General features: G+C 68.5%; 14 protein-coding genes and 2 pseudogenes. 9 read left to right on the forward strand and 7 right to left on the reverse strand.

From position 1 onward, the window contains the following. Positions 1–184: hypothetical protein (locus VXC91_RS30570; RefSeq protein WP_329510587.1), on the forward strand; the 184-nt coding region annotated here is incomplete at its 5' end. Here the strand turns inward: VXC91_RS30570 and VXC91_RS30575 are convergent. Then, positions 165–4,250, reverse strand: a complete 4,086-nt coding sequence (locus tag VXC91_RS30575; protein ID WP_329510588.1) for a discoidin domain-containing protein — start codon at positions 4,248–4,250, stop codon at positions 165–167. The genes VXC91_RS30570 and VXC91_RS30575 overlap by 20 nt on opposite strands. Before the next feature lie 788 nt (positions 4,251–5,038). On the opposite strand from VXC91_RS30575, the gene VXC91_RS30580 reads away from it, so the two are divergent. Then, complete coding sequence (locus VXC91_RS30580) at positions 5,039–7,282, forward strand: carbohydrate-binding protein (RefSeq protein WP_329510589.1); 2,244 nt, start codon at positions 5,039–5,041, stop codon at positions 7,280–7,282. A gap of 385 nt (positions 7,283–7,667) precedes the next feature. Continuing rightward, positions 7,668–9,263, forward strand: coding sequence for a purple acid phosphatase family protein (locus VXC91_RS30585; RefSeq protein ID WP_329510590.1), 1,596 nt, complete (start codon positions 7,668–7,670; stop codon positions 9,261–9,263). Positions 9,264–9,657: 394 nt separating this feature from the next. Here VXC91_RS30585 and VXC91_RS30590 read toward each other — a convergent pair whose 3' ends face one another. The 5 genes from VXC91_RS30590 to VXC91_RS30610 all read right to left on the reverse strand — a co-directional run bounded on the left by VXC91_RS30590 (position 9,658) and on the right by VXC91_RS30610 (position 12,115). Then, positions 9,658–10,143 carry an iron chaperone gene (locus tag VXC91_RS30590; protein WP_329510591.1) on the reverse strand — a complete coding sequence of 162 codons (486 nt, stop codon included), beginning with the start codon at positions 10,141–10,143 and terminating at the stop codon, positions 9,658–9,660. A 59-nt stretch (positions 10,144–10,202) separates the two neighbouring features. Beyond that, a complete protein-coding gene (locus tag VXC91_RS30595; RefSeq protein WP_329510592.1) occupies positions 10,203–10,886 on the reverse strand; it encodes a glyoxalase in 684 nt (227 codons plus the stop codon). After that, positions 10,886–11,407, reverse strand: coding sequence for a helix-turn-helix transcriptional regulator (locus VXC91_RS30600; RefSeq protein WP_329510593.1), 522 nt, complete (start codon positions 11,405–11,407; stop codon positions 10,886–10,888). The genes VXC91_RS30595 and VXC91_RS30600 overlap by 1 nt, the downstream gene beginning before the upstream one ends. A gap of 18 nt (positions 11,408–11,425) precedes the next feature. Continuing rightward, a complete protein-coding gene (locus tag VXC91_RS30605) occupies positions 11,426–11,617 on the reverse strand; it encodes a hypothetical protein (RefSeq protein ID WP_329510594.1) in 192 nt (63 codons plus the stop codon). 87 nt (positions 11,618–11,704) lie between these two features. Next, a complete protein-coding gene (locus VXC91_RS30610) occupies positions 11,705–12,115 on the reverse strand; it encodes a VOC family protein (RefSeq protein ID WP_136729546.1) in 411 nt (136 codons plus the stop codon). 513 nt (positions 12,116–12,628) lie between these two features. Between VXC91_RS30610 and VXC91_RS30615 the strand changes: the two genes are divergently transcribed. From VXC91_RS30615 to VXC91_RS47120, 4 genes and pseudogenes are all read left to right on the forward strand, one after another. Further along, on the forward strand, positions 12,629–14,932 hold the full coding sequence (locus tag VXC91_RS30615) for a SpoIIE family protein phosphatase (protein WP_329510595.1): 2,304 nt from the start codon (positions 12,629–12,631) through the stop codon (positions 14,930–14,932). Between the two features lie 222 nt (positions 14,933–15,154). Next, the gene (locus VXC91_RS30620) at positions 15,155–16,510 is read left to right on the forward strand and encodes a mycothione reductase (protein ID WP_329510596.1); all 1,356 of its coding nucleotides are present in this window, start codon (positions 15,155–15,157) and stop codon (positions 16,508–16,510) included. Between the two features lie 360 nt (positions 16,511–16,870). After that, positions 16,871–17,167, forward strand: a pseudogene (locus VXC91_RS47115) (alcohol dehydrogenase catalytic domain-containing protein); the annotation flags it as partial. Next, positions 17,131–17,361: pseudogene (locus VXC91_RS47120) on the forward strand (zinc-binding dehydrogenase); the annotation flags it as partial. The pseudogenes VXC91_RS47115 and VXC91_RS47120, both read left to right, overlap by 37 nt. Before the next feature lie 148 nt (positions 17,362–17,509). Here VXC91_RS47120 and VXC91_RS30630 read toward each other — a convergent pair. Continuing rightward, positions 17,510–18,367, reverse strand: a complete 858-nt coding sequence (locus tag VXC91_RS30630; protein WP_329510598.1) for an NAD-dependent epimerase/dehydratase family protein — start codon at positions 18,365–18,367, stop codon at positions 17,510–17,512. A gap of 268 nt (positions 18,368–18,635) precedes the next feature. On the opposite strand from VXC91_RS30630, the gene VXC91_RS30635 reads away from it, so the two are divergent. Together VXC91_RS30635 and VXC91_RS30640 are read left to right on the forward strand one after the other, a co-directional pair. Further along, entirely contained in the window at positions 18,636–19,010 is a 375-nt protein-coding gene (locus tag VXC91_RS30635) for a MarR family winged helix-turn-helix transcriptional regulator (protein ID WP_329510599.1), read from the forward strand. A 56-nt stretch (positions 19,011–19,066) separates the two neighbouring features. Then, the coding region (locus VXC91_RS30640; protein WP_329510600.1) for an MFS transporter at positions 19,067–20,835 on the forward strand (1,769 nt) is incomplete at its 3' end.

The following is a 20,835-nucleotide window of genomic DNA, read 5'->3' on the forward strand; positions in this document are numbered from 1 at the left end:
TGTCGCGCGGCCGGTCGTGGACCAGCGCATGCCGCTGCACGACCGAGTGGCAGGCAAGGCCCGCTACCGCCCGTTCGCCGCCCAGCGCGACACCAAGTCGAGCGACTCGGTGTCGCGCGGGGGCGGCTGTCATCGTGACGATCCGGACACGGCCGTCGCGCCCGCTATGAACGGGTCCTCGTAGCACCGCTGTTGTAGGCCTCCGCCTGGAGCAGGGGACGTCCGGAACGCAGGGCGCCTTCGGGCCAGGACAGGGTGACGGTCTGGGACTCGCCGGGCAGCAGCCACAGGTAGTTGTGGCTGTACAGGGTCGGCAGGACGCGGTTGCCGCTCGCGTCGTCGAGCAGCGAGAGCCGGATCATCGCGGCCACGGCCGATCCGCGGTTGCGGACGGTGGCGGTCAACTCGTGCCGGGTACCGGAGCGGGAGATCTTCTGGATCGAGGCCGACAGCTTGACCTGCTCGGCCGCGTTGAGCGCCTTCATGGCGGCCGGTGTGCGGTGGCGCCAGTAGGTGTTGCTCGACAACATGTGGCCCGCACCGTCTTCGAGGGTGAGCCGCAGGACGTGCAGGTCGGGCAGGTCGTCCGTCCAGTCGGTCGTGAAGGCCGGCACCGTGGCGGACGAGGCGACGTCGACCTTGGCGCGCTTCGTGCTCCCCCGTTGCCGACCGGAGAGGTCGTACGCGCGGGCTGTGACGGTAGCCCCCTTGATCGCCATGGCGGTGTGGTTCACCGCGCGGACCTCCCACTTCAGCGGGTCGGCCTGGACGTGCAGGGGCTCACAGGCGGTGCGAGCACCGTAGTAGGTCCCGTTGACGTCGAAGTCGTAGTCATAGGTCTGCCAGACCGTGCTGTGCCACGCCGGGTGGGACATCCAGAGCATGAGGCCGCTGGCGTTGTCCCACAGGTTGGCGTTCCATGCCTCGAACATGGCCCGGGCGTTCTCGTAGTTGACGAACTGGGCCTTGCGAGCGAAGTCGTCCAGGTCCGTCGCCGTGCCGAGGCGGTCTTCGACGGCGGCCTTGTAGTTCTGCGGCGCCTGATTGCCGTGCTCGCTCCAGTCGTGGTAGTACCACGCGCCGCGTATCGGCCACTCGGGCTCGTCGCCCGTCATGTTCCGCATGCTGGCCGCGGTGGACACGACGGGCATGCCGATCTCGGTGTGGAAGCCGAAGTCCTTGCTGCCGTACGTGGACGGGTCGAAGTACTTCTCCGGCTCGACCCAGCCGTAGGGGCCGCCGCCGGTGACGATTCCGCCGGCCGAGTTGTTCTGGTAGAGGATCCCGGGCGCCTGCTGCTCGACCGCCTCGCGCATGCCCTTGTCGATGGCGGCCGGCGGATTGCCCTCGTTGGCACCGCACCAGATGACCACGCTGGGGTGGATGCGGTAGCGCAGGACAGTGTCGGCGGCGAGCGTGTTGAAGGCGTCGTGGTTCGGCGGGTCCATCCCCCAGGCGTTCGGGAAGTCGTTCCACACCAGGATGCCGTGCTCGTCGCAACTGGTGTAGAACTCCTCCCGGTTGCTACTGCCGACCCAGTTGCGGATCATGGTGAAGTTCATGTCGCCGTGCATCCGCACGGCTGCGTCCATCCGCTCGGCGGGCATACGGCGCAGCAGTTCGTCCCAGCCCCAGTTGCCTCCGCGGGCCAGGACCCGCACCCCGTTCACGCTGATCTTCAGCGGGTCGGGGGTGTTGGACACGGACGTCACGTCGGACCAGTTGTCGCCGTCATCGGACACCTGGATCACATAGGTCTTGGGGTAGGCCTGTTCCCACACGACGGCCACCCGGTCGAATCGCCGGGCGGAGCCGAGGTCGACCTGGATCCACTGGTGGTCCTCGTACTGCGAGGACCAGCGCGTGCCGGAGTTGCCGTCGGTCGCATGGGCGGCCGGGTGGTCGGGATCCTCGGTCGATGCGGTGGCCTTCTGGTGCAGTGCGAGGTCGCTGCCCGGATTCGTGCTGTCGATCACGGACAGGGACCACAGCGAGTTGCCCCAGCTGGTGTTGCGCAGCCCGCAGTTGAGGCGGATGTAGCGAGCGGTCTGTGCGGTGAAGTCCTCGACCTGAAGGCTGGCGTCGCCGTTGTTGAAGGGCAGCGGTACGGCGGTGTTGTCGACGGACTTCACATCGGCCCAGGTCGCGTCGTCGGTGGACACCTGGACCACGTAGGTTGCGGCGTAGGCCTGTTCCCAGACCAGGTCGACTCGGTCGAACGACTGCTGGGATCCCAGATCCACGCGAATCCACTGGTCGTCCTCGAACGCCGAGGACCAGCGGGTGCCGGGGTCGCCGTCGGTCGCGTTGGCCGGACCGTGGTCGTCCTCGTCGACGCTGGAGGCCGTGGCCGCAGCGTGCAGGGCGAGGTCGGTGTCCGGCCGGTCACTGTCGAACACGGACAGGGTCCACAGCGAACTGCCCCAGCCGGTGGCCCGGGTCAGGCACTTGATCCGCACGTACCGAGCCTGCCGGCTGCCGAACTCGACCGACTGGGTGTAGGCGTCCCCGGTGGCGACGAAGGGCAGGGGCACCTCGTACTCGTAGCCGAACTGGCGGATGCCGAAGCGGGTGACGCGTCGGTCGCTCTCCGTGCCGTCGACCGATGCGGCAAGGGTGAGGTCGTGAAGGTCCGGGAGGCCGAGACCGTTGGGCCACCACAGCTTCGGGTTGCGCAGCCGCAGCCGTGCGAAGGCGTCGGGGGTGAAGGTGACGTCGATGCTCTTGCCGGCCGCCACGGTGACGACCTTGGACACCCGTACATCGTCGAAGGCGGCGGAGACGGTCGCCTTGTGGTCGGCGGAGTCGGCGTTGCGGACTGGGACCACGATGGTGAGTTCGGCGACGGAGGTGTCGGGCAGCTGCGGCAGCACGGTGTCCACTCGCGGGTCGCCGATGACGACGTGCCCGGTGGTTCTCAGCCGCACATGGTTCCAGATGCCCGCGACGCGGTCGCGGACCGCGGGCATCCAGTCCCAGCCGGAGGAGGCGAGGTAGGTGGGCGAGTTCAGGTTCATCTGCTGGGCGCCGGCGTCGACCCAGGACTCGCCGGCCGGGCCCTTGTCACCGGGGCTGCCGGGAACGGGCATCGGCGTGATCTTCACCGCCAGCGCGTTCTCGCCCTTCGCGGCGAGGAGCTCTGAAACGTCGTGCGCCGCACGGGCGAAGGGATGGGTTAGCCCGCCCACGTGCCGTCCGTTGAGCCAGATGTCCGCCTGGTGGTTGATGCCGTCGAACTCGAGCCAGACGCGACGCCCGGCCCCGGTGCGCAGACCGCGCGGCAGGTCGAAGTCGCGCTTGTACCACCAGGAGTGGCGCGACAGCGCCTCGGGGATGTGCAGGTTGTTCAGGCCGGCGACGGGATCCGGCAGTTTGCCCTGGTCGACGAGCGATGCCAGCACGGTGCCGGGGACGGTGGCGGGCAGCCAGCCGCTCGTGTCCACGGTCGTCTTCGACAGCTCCGCGCCGTCACCGCCCGCCCAGTCGTCCATGGTGAGGGTCCAGCCGGACTCCAGGGGCACCGTGCCGTCGTCGGCGACCGCCAACTCGGGCGCCTGCTCGTGGCGGGCGCCCCAGTCAGTCCAGCCGGTGGCCGACGGCCGGTGGCCGTCGGCGGTGCCGTAGACCTCGAATCCGTTCACGCCGAGCGGGTTGGGATTGGACCGCTTTCGGGCGGTCATTCGCACCCAGCGGGCCGTCACCGGCTGCGGCAGCTGGATCTCCACGACCCCTCCGGTACCGGCGGTGGTGCGATAGACGCTGCTCCAAGAGTTGTGATCGCGCGAGGTCTCGACGACGAAGTCCACGGCGTAGCTCGACAGGATCTCCTTGCCGGTGGTGCCGTCGGCCCAGTTGCCGCTCGCGGGAGGCGTGAACACCGGGTCGCTCGCGTCGGCTTCGAACGTGAGGCGGATCCAGGTGACTTGGCAGTCCGCCTGAAGGTCGACCGATATCCACTGCGGATCACCGGCCGCGGCGCGCCAGCCGGTGCCCCGCACGCCCTGCGTGGTGATCCTGTCCACCACGAACTCGCCCGGGGTGGGCGCGTAGTCCGTCGAGGAGACCGAGACCGGGCGGTACGCGGCGAGTTCGCCCGGGGCCGCGACTCCGGCGGACACGGCCGCACGCTCAGCTGCGGAACCAGTCGCTGAGAACACAGAACCGAGGCCGAACCCCGCCAAGAGGGTGGAGCCGGTTGCGACGACGGAGCGTCGAGAGGGATGACGCGACGGATGCGCCTGAAGTGCCATGGGTGGGAAGTCCAATCACAAGATGACGCCGGCAGGACGGCTCGGCCAGCACGAGCTTCAACGGTGACAACGTTGCCTGACAACGTTGCCAAAGGCTGTTCCGCGGAGCGGCTTCTGTCAAGACTCCCGGCAGCGATCGGGACTTGCCCCAAAGATGCGGGACGGGTGGGCAATTGCTGCCGCAACGCCGGCGGCGTGGTCGTGTTGCGTAGGCCCTTGCCGTGAACACAGACCGGACACCCTTGCCCCGACGGGAACACCGGCTCCGTTCTCAGCCGCCAACTCCGCTGCGCAGATAATTTTTGCCCCATCGACTCTCCCTCAATTCGGCGCCGGTCCCCGCTCCGTCCCCCCCAGGACGAAGGTGACCGAGTCATGAGCTCGCAAGACCTCGGCTCCGCACCACGTCGCTCCCGACCCCGGGGCGCGGACATCCCGCTTCCGAGGGTGAGGTACGGCGGAAGTCCACTTTCTTCATGCCTTGACTTAACACCAATGAAATTGCTTGGATCCAACCCATCGGTGAGGCGGTAGGGGGCGATGCGATGACTGACACCACGTCAGGATCTCTGTCCGTCACTCCCTTTCGGGCGCCCGCGCCGCGGCAACAGCCTTGTCGGCTCGGTCTCCTCCGTGGGGCCGTCCGGCGTCGCCGAGGGAGGTCGACGCCATCACGACCGGCAGTCACAAGCCCCTTCATCACGCCTGCCGTTGCCGACGAGACGGGCTCCGTGCCACCGACCTGGCACAGCACGAATCCCCGATACCCCCAGACTTCAGGAGAAGCTGTGAGACGCTCTCTCAGCGCAATCGCCGCCATAGCGGTCACCGCATTGGTCGGCACGGGTCCCACCGCGCACGCGGACCGGTCCGGGCAGGAACCGGCCGGGCGGGGCCCGGTCGTGACCGGCACCTACTCCACAGGCGGCGCGCAGGCATGGCGGCCACTGCCGAGTGTCCGCATGGGCGACGACAAGGGCGCCCCCGCCGATGCCACCGTGGTCGTCGATCCGAGTACCATCCGGCAGAAATACACGGGCATCGGCTTCTCCCTGGACGAGACGAGCGTCTCCAACCTGTGGAAGCTCACCCCCGCCAAGCGTGAGGAGGCCATCCGGCTCCTGGTCGACCCGAAGCACGGTGCCGGCCTCGACCGGTTCCGGTTGACGATCGGCAGTCCCGACCTCATCGAGCATCTGCCGTTCTGGTCGGAGGACGACCTCCCCGCCGGCGTCACCGAGGATTTCGGCCTCAAGCACTTCTCCATCCAGCGGGACATCGACCTTCACATCGTCGACACCATCAAGCTCATCCAGCGCTACAACCCGAAGGCCACCTTCCTCGCCTCCGCGTGGAGCGCACCGGCGTGGATGAAGACGAACAACCAGTTCACCGGAGAGGTGGCGCTCAAGCCCGGGAGCACCACGGACTACTACCAGGTCGGAAAGCTGCGCGACGACTGCATCGATGTGTTCGCGCGCTACTACGTCGCGTTCGTCCAGGCGTACGCCAAGCACGGCATACGCGTCGACGCCCTGACCATGCTCAACGAGCCGGGCATGGACGTGGTCTACCCGGCCATGGACATCAGCGTCGCCCAGCAGCAGAAGCTGGCCCTGGCGATCAAGCGTGAATTCCGGGCCGCCCACCTGAACACCCAGCTCTACGTACACGACTTCAACTTCTGGGACTGGCGGGATCCCAACAGCACGGCGACCAAGAACTACCACCGCATCTTCGACGACGCCCCCGACGGCTCGGTGACCGGCCGGCAGGTCCAAAACGCCACGGACGCCATTGCCTTCCACCCCTATTGGGGGGACCCGCGCGTGATGCGCGACGCGTACGAAGAGACCGGAAAGCCCGTGCACCTCACGGAGACGAGCGACCTCTCGTCCTCGACCCTCCTCAGCGACTTCCGCCTCGATGCCGGTTCCTACATCCTGTGGGCCCAGACCACGGACCAGGACGGCGGGACACTGCACTGGACGCCCGCGCGGGACAACAACATCGACTGGGATCAGGTCGCCGCCACCACCAAGTGGCCGGACCGGCTGGTCACGGTGGACACGACGACCAAGGACTTCACCGTCCGCGACGAGTTGTACGAGCTGGGGCAGTTCGCCAAGTACCTCTCCCCCGGTGATGTGCGCGTCGAGTCCAGTGCCGCGGAACAGGGCATCAGCAACGTGGTCTTCCGCTCCGGCACCGGCACGTTCACCGCCGTCCTCGGCAACACGAACACCACCGACAGCAAGGTCAGGGTGGTCGTCGCCGGCCAGTCGTTCGTCGTGACCGTTCCGGCGGGCTCCTTCGCCACCTACCGCTGGCAGGCCCACACTCCCTCGAACCACCGCAACCACGCCCCCGTCCTCGGCGGGAACACCGATGTGGTCGCCGACCAGTACAGCACCGTGCGTACGCAGTTGCGGGCCACCGACCGTGACGGAGACCGGCTGGCCTACTACGCCGACGAACTGCCCGACGGCGTCAGCATCGACCCGGAGACCGGCCTGGTCACCATCCACCCGACCGCCGCCGGCGAGCAGGACATGACCTTCTACGCCACCGACGGCAGGGCCCGCGACCAGGTGAGCGTCCACCTGACCGTACGGCCGCACGCCGTCCCGGTGGGAGAGAAGATCGAGGCGGAGAGCTACACCGACCAGCACGGCTGGCTCCCAGACGGAAGCAACTTCATCGAGAGCAACGCCGCAGCCAGCGGCGGCAAGAACGTGGGCTGGACAGCCGCAGGCAACTGGCTCACGTACCGCGTCGACGTGGCCCACGCCGGCACCTACAACCTCGAACTGCGCGTCGCCAACGGCACCGGAAGCACCGCCCCGAACGCCCTGTCGCTGCGCGATCAGAGCGGAGCCCCGCTGACGACGGTGTCGGTGCCTGCCACGGGCGGCTGGGGTGACTACCAGTCGGTGCACACGACCGTCACGCTCGCGGCCGGGGAGCAGACGCTCACCGTCTACTGCGAGACAGGCGGCTTCAACCTCGACTACCTGCGCCTTACCGAGTAGCGCCGCTCCTGCGACAGCCCGGGTGCCCCTGCGGTGATCCCACGACCACTGCGCCCCACACCGGAACGGGTGGGAGGGGGCACCCGGTGCCGCGAAGCGGATGCCTCGCCGGCGCCGAGCCGCGGAACAGTCCGGATCCGACCTCCGTGCCGGAAGCGACCTCGAGTTGTTCGACGAACCGTCAAGTCGCTTGGGGACAGCATCGAAACGTTGTCCCGGCCCCTTCCACCGACGGTTTTGACCGTGGACCATCAAGACAGAGTTTTGGCAAAACATCTGCGGTCGGGACGCCATCCGCTCCTGCGATCGCCACTCCTGATTCACCCCATCGACGCAGCGGGGTCTGAGAGTCCGGTCATCCACTCAGACGCTGGAAGGAGCCGTCATGGCTTCAGCAATGGATGCAGCGGAGAACAAGGGCGGGCTCACCCGCCGCCACGCGATGGGACTCCTCGGTACCGCCGGAGCCGGGGCGGCCGCGACCCAACTCCTCGGCGCGGCCCCGGAAGCCGCCGCGGCGCCGATGACAGCCCCCGGGATCCGGATCAGCCCCGGTAGAGCGGGCGCACCGCCGGTGCAGGGACTGCACCTGACCTTCGGCACGGACCCCTCCACCCAGATCGTGGTCTCCTGGATCACCGACGGTCCGGTGAAGCACCCGCGCGTGCTGTACGGGACGCTGGAGCACGGGCTGGGCAGCAGCGCTCCGGCGCGGACACGTGTCTACGTCGACGGCAAGTCCGGACGCACCGTGTATGTTCACCACGCGTCCCTGTCACGACTGCGGCCCGACACCGACTACGTCTACCTGGCCTCTCACGACGGCACCACGCCGGACAGCGGCAGCTTCCGGACCGCCCCGCGCGGTCGCGCGCCCCTGACCTTCACCAGCTTCGGCGACCAGGCGGCGCCGCAGGTGTCCTGGGCTGCCGACGGCACCGTCACGATCGACAACAACTCCACGCCCGCCAGCAAGGACATCGTGGCCGGCATCGAGCAGGTCGCGCCCCTGTTCCACCTGCTCAACGGCGACCTGTGCTACGCCAACCGGGATGTCGACCGGGTGCGCACATGGGGCAACTTCTTCGCGAACAACTCCCGGTCGGCGCGCTTCCGTCCCTGGATGCCCGCCGCCGGCAACCACGAGATCGAGTCCGGCAACGGTCCGATCGGTATGGCCGCCTACCAGACGTACTTCACTCTGCCGTCCACCGAGACCGATGCCGAACTCGCCGGTCTGTGGTACGCGTTCACCGCCGGCTCGGTCCGGGTGATCGTGCTGCAGAACGACGACTACTGCCTGCAGGACGCCAGCGACTACTACGTCAACGGCTACTCGGGCGGTCGCCAGCTCGCGTTCCTCGAGAGGGAGCTGCGCGCCGCCCGCGCCTCGACCGAGATCGACTGGGTGGTCGTCGCCATGCACCAGGTCATGATCAGCTCCGCAGACGCCAGCGGTGCCGACCTCGGGTTGCGGCAGCACTACGGGCCGCTCTTCGACCGGTACGGCGTCGACCTGGTGGTGTGCGGCCACGAGCACAACTATGAGCGTTCCCTCGCCGTGCGGGGCGTCGTCTCCGGGAGCGAGACCCTCACCCCGAACCCGGTCTCCCACGCGACGGACGACATCGACACCTCGATGGGCACCGTGCACATGGTGCTGGGCGGTGGCGGTGTGTCGGGCACGACCAACCAGTCCTTCTTCAAGGACGGCACCGCCAAGGTCATCACCGCCGTCACCAGCAACCCCGGCGGTGGACACACCTCGGTCTACGCCAAGGAGGAGGCGATCTGGATGGGCACGCGCGATGTCGACCACCCCTACGGCTTCGCCGCGTTCACCGTCGATCCCGGCCGCTTCCCCGGCGACACCACGCGGATGCACGTGACGTACTACAACGTCAACAAGCCGAATGGTGAGCTCAGCGTCTTCGAGCAGTTCACCCTGCACCGCAAGCGGTCCGACGGCCACCGTCACTGATCAGTGGCGCGGACGACCGTCTCGATCTTCGCGAGGTCGTCCGCGCCGAGTTCGATGTCCGGCCGACGGCGCCGGTGTGTGCCAGGGCCCGTACCCGGTCCTGGCACGCACCGCCGGCAGCCGGCGCGGGCTGACCTCGCTGTTCTGGTCCAACGTCAATCCGTATGGCACCTTCCGGCCGGAGATGGACAAGCGTCTCGACCTGGGGCTTTCGGTCAGGGTGCCCCCGCCACGCTCCTCCGAGTCCGCCTCAGCATTGCCGGGCTGGGCGAACTGGCGCGTTCCGGCAGACCTTCCTGTGGGATCAGCCGGGCCCTGGCGACGCGCTGTGCCAAGCGCATCAACATCTTCCACGGCTCGGTCACGTTCGCTGCTTGTTCTGCCCCGGCCGGCCTCAGCCCACCGCCCTCTTGACCAGCGCGCTGATGCGCTGTTCGTCGGCTGTGGTCAGCTCCTTCAGGGCGTAGGCGGTCGGCCACATGGCGCCGTCGTCGAGTGCCGCCTGGTCGCTGAAGCCGATCGTGGCATACCTCGACTTGAACTTCTGAGCGCTCTGGAAGTGGCAGAGAACCTTGCCGTCTCTGGCGTACGCGGGCATCCCGTACCAGAGCTTGGGCGTGAGGTCCGGAGCGGCGGCCTTGATGATGTCGTGGATCCGCTCGGCGAGGACCCGGTCCGCTTCCGGCATCTCGGCGATCTTCGCAAGCACGTCCCGCTCCGCTGCCGCCTCCTTCTCCAGGCGGGACGACCCGCGCCGCGCCGCCGCTTTCTTCTGCTCCTGAGCGTGCTCCTTCATCGCGGCCCGCTCCTCTGCGGTGAATCCGTCGTACTGCTCGGCGGTCGTGCCGGAGTTCTCGGCGGACGACTTCGTGGACTGCATGGCAGGTTTCCTCTCGTACAAGGATGAGGCGGGTCGGGGCGGTAGTGCGGGGCCGTGAGTCAGGACAGTGCAGGCGCCGTGGACGGCGCGGGGACGAGGGACCCGGCGGCCTCCCAGGCGAATCCGTCCGGGTCGGTGAAGGGGCCGGCGGTGCTGCCGAGGATGATGCAGTGCGATCCGTTGCCGTCGTCGGGAACGCCGAGGTCCTTGGCCAGGCCGCGGCGCTTGTACAGGGCCAGCTTGGCGGGGCTGGACTCGCCGGAGGTGAACTCGGCGTACTTGCCGCCGAAGCTCCTGGCCATGGTCAGGCCCCGGCCGACGTAGAACTGCTTGCTGGCCTTCACGTCCTCGACGCCGAGCAGGAGGACGATCTCGTCGATCTCACGGACGGCCGGGCCGGTGTCCTTCTTTGCCGAGGTCGCGACCTTCCAGATCGTCCCGTCCGGGGCCTGGACAACGCCGCCGTAACCCCACAGCGACTTTGCGGCGGGTTTCAGCACCATGGCGCCGGCGTCCATGGCGGAGCCCAGGAAGCTGTCGACGGTGGCCGGCCGGGACACCGTGAGAGCCAGGGTGAAGCCGCGGAATCCGGTGGAGTGCGCCTCGGACGCCCGCAGGCGTATGCGCGTGTCCACCCCGAAGGCGGTGTAGAAGCGGCGGGCGGCCTCGGGGTCGGCCACCTCAAGGGTGACGGATGCGATAGACGTGTTGGATGCGGTGGACGTGGTGATTGCCATGGCCATCACGCTAGAGGCTGCTCGGCGACCGGGGCTTCTCGATTCCTGACCGGTCTTGTCACCTGCTTCGCCACACACGCCGGCATCCCCTCTACCGTGATCGCAGAGCCCGCGTCGTGGGCTGCACCCACAGCATCAGCATGGTCGGCCGCCACATCCGCCGCCTGGCGCCGGAAGGCCCCGGGCGGCATGCCGACCAACTCGGTGAAGCGGGTGGTGAACGTGCCCAGCGACGCGCAGCCGACCGCGAAGCAGACCTCGGTGACACTGAGGTCGCCCCGCCGCAGCAGCGCCGTCGCGCGCTCGATGCGACGCGTCATCAGGTACGTGTACGGCGACTCACCATAGGCGGCCCGGAACTGCCGGCTGAGGTGCCCGGCGGACATGTTCACGCCGCGGGCGAGCGCCTCCACGTTCAGCGGCTGCGCGTATTCCCTGTCGATCCGGTCGCGGACGCGGCGCAGCCGCGCGAGATCAGTCAGGCGCTGCGCCTGGACACGTGCACGCCGCCACTCAGGCTGACACATGAGAACACTCCCCTTTTCTCATCTTCCATCGACGTCTACGAGCGCCTGGGGTGCCTGCCGAGGCAGGCGCCCCAGGCGCTCGGTGGTGATGACCGGCCCCGCCAGAGTCGACCAGCCGGTCCAGCAACTGCTGGACAGCAGCGGGACGGAGCCCGGGCCCGTGGCCGGTTCGACGAGGAGCTGGACGCGGCCCAGGTGGGCGGCCGGCACGGCGGGCACCTCTGCGCCGGCGTGCCGCCGCGTTCCTTGCAGGTGGTGACGATGTCGGCCGCACGGCCGCATCGATACCCGCACGGCTCAGCGAAGCTCCTGGATGCGGACCAGGTTGCCCGCAGGGTCGCGGAAGGCGCAGTCGCGGATGCCGTACGGCTGCTCGGTCGGCTCCTGTACGACCTCGGTATCACCGGCCTGCACCTTCTCGAACGTGGCGTCGAGGTCCGGGGTGGCCAGAAGGATCCAGCCGTAGGTGCCCTTGGCCATCATCTCGGTGATGGTGCGGCGCTCGTCTTCGGTGACTCCCGGGTCGGCAGCCGGCGGCGCCAGAAGGATCGACGTGTCGGGCTGACCGGCCGGGCCGACCGTGATCCAGCGCATCCTGCCCTGCCCGACGTCGCTGCGGACCTCGAAGCCGAGGACGTCGCGGTAGAAGACGAGCGACGCATCCGGGTCGTCGTGCGGGAGGGAACTCGTGTGAATCGTGATGTCCATGACGGGCAGATTAGAGGCGGCTCCGTGAACCGCGCTTCTCGATTCCTGATCGATCCGGACACGCTCGGACGTTCACGGGCTTGTCACGCGGAGCGCACATGTTTCCCGTGACAGTGCGCCCGAGGCCCCGTCAGCCGTACGGCAGAGTGGCAGGCTCAGTGCCGGAGTTTCGTTCCGGTGCATCAACCCCCAGACCGTGCCCCGCCAGCCCAAGAAGACCAACTCACGAAACCCTGACCGCTACTTTGCGGCTGGGGTCGGAGATGGGGAGTCCGGGGCCATGTCCGAGTCGCCCACGGACCTGTCGGACCCCCGACGGTCGCCGGCCGGTCCGGCATGATCCGGCCCCCGGGGCCGCCGAACGGGGCCGGGGCCGAGCACCCCGTCCCGCAGCGCACACCACAGCGCGACGGCGCCCGGGGGAAGCGGGCTGAGCCGATCGGTGTAGCTGCCCGGTGAGCGGGCCTGTCGCCGGCGCGGAACGGGCAGGGATGGAGGCGGAGGTGCTTGCCCATGCCCAGCGGTGACGTACTCATCCTCATCGACGGGGAGGGCAGGGTGGTCGAGTGGAGGCGTGCGGCCGAGGAGCTGTTCGGGTGCTCCGCCGAGCAGGCCGTCGGCCGGTTGGTGTCCGCGATCATCCGCGAGGGCGCCGCCGACGGCGCAGGGCGGCCGAAGAGGTTCTCTGATGCGGCCGCGGTCCTGGTCAAGCCGGTATTGCGCGGCACGGAGGTGATGTGGGAAGCACGGATGTCGTCGGGGCCTGTGCCGGAGCAGGACGCAGCGATCCTGACGACGCTGTTCACCCACTCCCCCACGGGACTGCACGTCCTCGACACCCACCTGCGTGTGGTCCGCACGAGCACCCCCGGGCTGCACGGCACACCCGCGGGACACCTGCTCGGCATGCATTTCACCCAGGCGTACGACCTCGAGGACCCCGAGAAGGAAACCGCGGTGGCGCAAAGGGTCCTCGACGGCGGGGAGCCGGTGGTCAACCGGCTCGTCCGGAGCGCGAGGACCCCGGGCGGGCCCATGCGCCGTATCCACTCCATCTCCTACGTCCGCCTCGAGGACTCCCGCGGCGAGGTGCTCGGGGTGGTCGCATCCACCCTCGACGTCACCGATCGGGAGAACGCACGGGGCCGCCTCGACCTCCTCAACTCCGTCCGCACGCGTGTGCGGCACGGCCCGAACGTGGCGGCTGTCTGCCAGGAACTGGCCGATGCGGTCGTGCCCGCCTTCGCCGGCATCGCAGTCGTCGAGGTCATCGATGACGTCGTCCGCGGAGAGGAGCCTCCACAGATCCCCGTCCATGTGGACGTCCCCCTGCGCCGAGCGGCTTTCCACGGCGGAATCCCACCCCACCCGATGGCTGATGTACGCCCCCCGCCGAACGGCACACCGTTCGCGAGCGTACTGTCCAACCTCCGCCCGCGCCTCGTCACGATCCCGGCGGACGACACCCCCTGGCCGGCCGCCGATCCGGCCCGCGCAGACGTCATCGAGCGATCCGGCGCCCACTCCCTCATCGTGGTACCCCTGGCGCTGCGTGACCGAGGTCTGGGCGTGGCGAGCTTCTACCGCGTCCACGACCAAGACCCGTTCGAAGAGGAGGACATCAAGGTGGCATCCTCCGTCTGCGCGCACGCTGCGCTCTGCATCGAGGACGCCCGTCGGTACATGCGCGAGTGGATCACCGCAGCAACCGTCCAGCGCAGGCTCCTGCCGCAACAACCTGTTGCGCAGACCACGGTGGAGACCTGCCGTCTGCACCTTCCCAATCCGGAGGGCGGCGGCACGTGGTCCGACGCGATCGCGCTGCCCGGCGCACGGACCGCGCTGATCGTCGGCGACGTCGCCGGGCACGGCATCGCCGCAGCCCTCACGATGGGATTCCTCCGCACCGCCCTCCACACGCTGGCCGCGCAGGATCTGCAACCCGATGAGCTGCTGGCCCGCTTGAACGACACCGCGGACCGTCTCGCCGCGGCACGCGCCGGACTGCCCCCCGATGATCCCCTGCACAGTGAGCAGTTCACCGCGGGCTGCACCATCGTCATCTACGACCCGGTCGAGCTCACCTGCGCCATCGCCCGCGCGGGCCTGCCCGAGCCGGTCGCCGTCTTCCCCGACGGCTCCTCGGTCGTCCTGCCCGTACCTCCCGGTCCTCCCCTCGCCGGCAGAGGCAACGCCTCCTTCCCCGCCACCACCATCGACATTCCCGAAGGGAGCACCCTGGCCCTGGGCACGGCTGGACTCGCCCGCCAGGTCCTGACGCCGTCCGCGCCCCTGCACACCGTCCTGGGCGGCGCCGGCACCAGGCCGCTGTCCGGCCTCCGCGACGCCGTCGCCCGTGTGCTCACGGGCACACCACGAACCGGCGAAGCACTGATGTTGTTCGCCCGAACGACGGCGCTGGCCGGCGATCACGTTCTCACCCATCCTCTGCCCGCACATCCCGAAGCCGCGTCCATCGCCCGCAATGCGGCCCGCAGCCGGCTGCAGGCCTGGGACATGGACGAGGACACCACGTTCACCACCGAACTCATCGTCAGCGAACTCGTCGGCAACGCCATCCGCTACGGCGCACCGCCCCTCCAACTACGCCTCATCCACGACCGCATGCTGACCTGCGAAGTCACCGACTCCGCCACCAGCGCCCCCCACGTCAGACATGCCCGCACCGTCGACGAAGGCGGCCGAGGCCTGTTCATCGTCTCCAGCCTCACCGACCAGTGGGGCACCCGCTATCACCCGCGGGGAAAGACCATTTGGGCCGAGCAACCGACAGGGTGCGGCACACGCTCGTCATGACCCCGGGACCTGCATGACGCCTCAGGCCCGGGTGCACACCGCACGCGCGTGGTCCGGATGTCGTAACGGCGTCACCCACCGACATCGCATTCCGCGTGATAAATACCTAAAAGGCATCTGCAGGGGACCGGTCGTGCGGTCGGCATTCGAGGGGACAACGGACCTCACGGATCGGCCACGCACCGCACGGCCACACATCTCGCCGGCGGAAGGTGGACGGGCGTGCAGCATTACGATCTTGTGATTCTGGGGGCGGGCAGCGGCAACATGCTGCTCAACGACGAACTCGCCCATCTGCGTACCGCCGTCGTGGAGGCGGACCGCTTCGGTGGCACTTGCCTGAACCGGGGGTGCATTCCCAGCAAGATGTACGTTCTCGCCGCCGACGCGATCGAAGACGCACGAGCGGCGGCTCGGCTCGGCGTCCACGCAACCGTTGAGCGCGCCGACTGGCAGGCCATCCGCGACCGGATCTTCCGCCGCATCGATCCGCTGCACGACGGCGCGCTGGACTATCGCAGGAAGAACGGCGTCCACGTTTACACCACGGAGGCGCGATTCGTCGCGCCGAAGGTGCTCCAGGTGGGCACCGAGCAGATCACTGCAGACACGTTCGTCATCGCCGTCGGATCACGGCCCGTGGTGCCGGACATCCCGGGACTCGACACCGTCCCCTTCCACACCTCGGACACCGTCATGCGGATCGACGAGGTGCCCGCATCCATGGCAGTCATCGGCGGCGGCTTCATCGCGGCCGAGTTCGGCCATGTATTCGGCGCGTTCGGCACCGGCATCACCATCGTGACGCGGGGGCCGCGGCTGCTGACCAGAGAGGACGAGCAGATTTCCGCCCGGTTCACCGAACTCGCGTCACGACGCCATCGCGTACTGCTCGAAGCCGACATCACCTCCGTGGAACGGCGCGGCGACGGCGTCGCACTCACCGTGAACTGCCCGGACGGGGAGCATTCCGTCGAAGCCGCGATGCTGCTGGTGTCCGCCGGCCGCCGGCCCAACACCGATCGGCTGGACGCGGCCGCCGGCGGGCTGGAACTCGACGCACACGGCCACATCGTGACCGACCGCGCCTACCGCACATCAGTGCCCGGTATCTGGGCACTGGGCGATGTGGCCAATCACTTTCAGCTCAAGCACATGGCCAACGCCGAATCACGGATCGTGCGGCACAACATGCTCCATCCACAGGATCAGCGCACTCTGCCCCACTCCCTGGCGCCGCACGCGGTCTTCACCAGTCCGCAGATCGCCAGTGTCGGACTGACCGAGCAGGAGGCACGCAACCGCAAGATCGACTATCTGGCCAGTGTCCGTGACTACGCGGACACCGCATATGGATGGGCGCTCGAGGACACCACCAGCTTCGTGAAGATGCTGGCGGACCCCCGCGACCGTATGCTCCTCGGCGCACACATCATCGGCCCGCAGGCAGCGACGCTCATTCAACCGTTGATCCAGGCCATGACTCTGGGTCTGACAGTGGACCAGATCGGCCGGGACGTCCTCTACATCCACCCCGCCCTCACCGAAGTCGTCGAACAGGCCCTCCTGGCCTTGTAGTTCCTCCATGCGCCCGGCGGCTCGGGCGGCGAGGTGGAGCGGCCGGCCGCGGGTGGTCATGCCCTCGCGGCCCCCGAGGCCGCCGCGGCGACGGTGGCGAACAACGCCGGCCGCCGATCGTGGGACGAGTCCCTCGCGAGCAGGGTGCTGCTCGATTCGCGCACCGGTCCGGCGTTGTGACCGAACGTCTTCAAGTACAGCATTCACTTTACTACGACGATCAACTGCACTGACGTCGAAAAAAGCGATCACTTTACTTGAGCGAGGGCCGCGCCTTCGGAGCGCGGTGCACCGCCCGACCGAGCCGGCTGCCATCCCGCCGAAGCGAAACCATGATCAGACAGTACGGAGGACCTGACGATGCGAGCGATCCAGTACGACCGGTTCGGCGGCTACGATGTGTTGCGCCTGGTGGAGATCCCCAAGCCCGCACCCCAGACCGGCCAGGTTCTGGTTCGGTTGACAATGGCCGGCACCCATCCGCTGGACGACACCGTGCGCCGGGGAAAGCTGCCCGCCGGTGCGGTCAAGCCCTTCCCGCTCACGCCCGGCAGCATCGGCGTGGGAACGGTCCAGGAGCCCGGTGCCTCCGAACTGGCGGTGGGCAGCCGCGTCGTGATCAGCGGCGGCCGCTACGGCATCGGCGCCGACGGCACCTGGGCCGACTATTCCAGTTCGCCATGTTCACCCAGGAGCAGATCAACAGCACCAACGCCGTACTGCTGGACCTGGTCGCCCGCAAGGAGATCGCTCCCCTTGTCGACCGCATCTTCCCCCTCGAGCAGGCCGCCGAGGCACAGCGTCACCTCATCGAGGGAGGACCCTTCGGACGAGTGCTCCTCAGCCTGTGACGGAGGGTGAACCGTGACCATCGGCGGGTAGCCCTCAAGGGCATGGTCCAGCGAACCGATCAGGGGTCAGGGCGGGTGGCCGTCATGTGTTCAGGGCAGGCCACCGCCCGGCCCTCCCCCGCCCCGCCACGATGTCTCCCGGACCGCCTCAGTGGTCCACGACGTCCCGCCACGAGTGCCGCGGCTCGTAACCCAGCACCTCACGGGCCCGCTGCACGCTGAGCAGTGTCTCGTATGTGCCGATCTCCCGGGTCAGCCTCACCTCGGGAAAGACCTTGGCGAGGAGCTCCGCGGAGGGCCGGTCCATGATCGTGTCGGCCGCGGCGATGACGTAGCTGGAGGCACCCGTGACGGGGGCGGTCAGCCCGAGCCGGCACGCCTGCGCCACGTCCCGCGCATCCACGTAGCCCCACAGGTTCCACTTGCGCGCGTGCAGGTCGGACCAGTAGCCGGGCACCAGCGCGTAGTCCTCCACCAGGTGGACGTTGGACAGGCGCAGGGCCACAAAGGGGATGCCCGACCAACCGGAGATCTGCTCGGCCGCGGTCTCGCCCAGGACCTTGGACAGGGCGTAGGTGGAGGTGGGGTAGGGGTAGTGCTGCTCGTCCACCGGGGCGTAGCGGGGCGGAACGTCGAAGGGCAGGCCGAGGGTGGTCTCGCTGGACGCCCAGACGACGCGCTCCAGTTTGTTGTGCGTGGCTGCGAGGAAGACGTTGTCGTTCATCGCCGTGTTGGTGGTGAGGGTGTGGGCGGCCGGTCGGAGACCGGGGGCCGGGATGTTGGCCAGGTGGACGACGCTTCCGGCTCCACTCAGGGCATCCACGGCCTGACCGTAGTCGGTCAGGTCCGCACACAGCAGCTGCACGCCGAGTCCGTTCGCCCACGCACGCTCGGCCGGACCCACCGCCACGTCCACGGCCAGCACCTCATACCCGTGCTCGACCAGATCCGCGACCACGACTCGACCGGTCTTCCCGGTGGCACCGGTGACGGCAACTGCGCTCATGTGTGCTGCGCTCCTGACTCGAACCCTCGTCTGGCTTGCGGTGCCATCCTCGCTCCCCCGCCCGCGCCCTGTCAGTACCGTCCGCTGATCGGACACCCCTACGAAGCACCACCCTCCCGGTCATTACTAACTATTGATTGAACAGTTCAGACTGATAAACCTACTATTAGTACCTGTGGCACTGGATACAGAGGCAGGGCATGAGGACATCCGCGGCTCGAGCGACACTGCGCCGCTCGCGTCCGGCCTTCGGCTGGCCGTAAGCCGCATGACCCGACGACTGCGCCAGGCTCACGCCGTGGGAGACGTGTCGCTCTCCGGTGTGTCGGTGCTCGCGCGACTCGCCGCCGACGGTCCCGACTCCCCCGGATCCCTGGCCGAACTCGAGCGCGTACGGCCGCAGGCGATGGCGAGCACCCTCGCCGTGCTCGAACAGCGCGGGCTCGTCGGTCGTACCCCCGACGCGACAGACGGGCGACGCGCCATCATGGCGATCACCGAGGAGGGACGGGCCATGATGGCGGAGCGGCGCTCCGAATCCGTCCACCGGCTCTCCGCCGCCCTCGACGAGTTCACGGAGCAGGAGCGCGAGACCCTCGCCGCGGCCCTGCCCCTCCTCGATCGACTGGCGGAGCGGCTGTGACCGCGCGCGCCCCCGGTACCGGCGGCCGGCACACGGACCATCCGCGAGACAGGACCATGTCCGCGCTGCGCACGTTGCACTCGGCGCGCAGGAAGGACACTCCCGCGGGCCCGGGCTACAAGTGGGTCGCCTTGTCCAACACCACGCTGGGCGTGCTGATCGCGACGATGGACGCCTCCATCGTGATCATCTCCCTGCCCGCGATCTTCCGAGGCATAGGGCTCGATCCCCTGGCGCCGGGCAACATCGGCTATCTGCTCTGGATGATCCTGGGCTATCTGCTGGTGTCGGCCGTGCTCGTGGTCGTCCTCGGCCGGCTCGGCGACATGTACGGCCGGGTCAGGATCTACAACCTGGGCTTCTTCATCTTCGCCTGCGCCTCCGTCGCGCTCTCCCTCGATCCGTTCCGCGCGGGGGGCGGCGCCCTGTGGCTGATCCTGTGGCGCATCGTGCAGGCGTTCGGCGGCTCCATGCTCACGGCCAACTCGGCCGCCATCCTGACCGACGCCTTCCCCGCGCGGCAGCGTGGCATGGCCCTCGGCATCAACCAGATCACCGCGCTCGCGGGGCAATTCCTCGGTCTCCTCGCCGGTGGCCTGCTGGCCGCTGTCGACTGGCGCGCCGTGTTCTGGGTGAGCGTGCCGGTCAGCATCACCGGCACGATCTGGTCGTACCTGAGCCTGCGCGAAACATCGGCGGGCCGCCGCGGACGCATCGACTGGCTGGGCAACACCACGTTCGCGGCAGGCGCTGGAATCCTGCTGGCCGGCATCACATACGGCATCCAGCCCTACGGATCGCACCCCACCGGCTGGACGAATCCGTGGGTGCTCGCCGGACTGATCGGTGGCGCCTTCCTGCTGTTGGTCTTCTGCTTCGTGGAAACACATATCGCGGAGCCCATGTTCAACCTGGCCCTGTTCAAGATCAGGGCATTCGCCGCCGGTAACGTCGCCGCACTGCTGACTGCGATCGCGCGCGGCGGGCTGCAGTTCATGCTCATCATCTGGCTGCAGGGCATCTGGCTGCCCCTGCACGGCTATGCCTTCGAGGACACACCGCTGTGGGCCGGCATCTTCATGCTCCCGCTGACACTGGGCTTCCTGATCGCCGGGCCCGTGTCCGGTTACCTGTCGGACAGGTGCGGCGCCCGCATGTTCTCCACAGCCGGCCTCATCGTCGTCGCGGCGTCCTTCCTCGGACTTCTGGCGCTACCGGTCAACTTCGACTACCGCCTCTTCGCCGCACTGCTGCTGCTCAACGGACTGGGCCAGGGCATGTTCTCCTCGCCGAACACGTCTTCGATCATGGGCAGCGTGCCGGCCGAATACCGGGGAGTCGCCTCGGGCATGCGCTCCACCTTCCAGAACTCGGGCACCGCACTGTCCATCGGCGTGTTCTTCTCACTGATGGTCTCCGGCCTGGCCTCATCGCTGCCCGCGGCGCTCCGCGGTGGCCTCGAGGCACACGGCGTGCCGTCCGGCGCGGCCGAGCATGCCGCATCGCTGCCGCCCGTGAGCACGCTGTTCGCCACGTTCCTCGGCAACAACCCCGTCGAGCACCTGCTCACATCCGGTGGAACCCTCACCCACCTCTCCGCGTCCCAGCACGCCGCCCTCACCGGCCACAGCTTCTTCCCGCAGCTGGTCTCGGGTCCGTTCCAGCACGGGCTGGCGATCGTCTTCAGCGTCGCCGCCGGCATGGCTCTGGTCTCCGCGGTCGCCTCGGCCCTGCGTGGTGGCCATCGCCGCGCGACGGACACCCCTCCGCCGGGCCCCGCCGACCCGCGCCCGGCAGCTCAGCAGCAGCGGCACAACGCGCCTTC

Origin of the sequence: Streptomyces chiangmaiensis, from assembly GCF_036281785.1 — a bacterium.
GTDB classification, from domain to species: domain Bacteria; phylum Actinomycetota; class Actinomycetes; order Streptomycetales; family Streptomycetaceae; genus Streptomyces; species Streptomyces chiangmaiensis.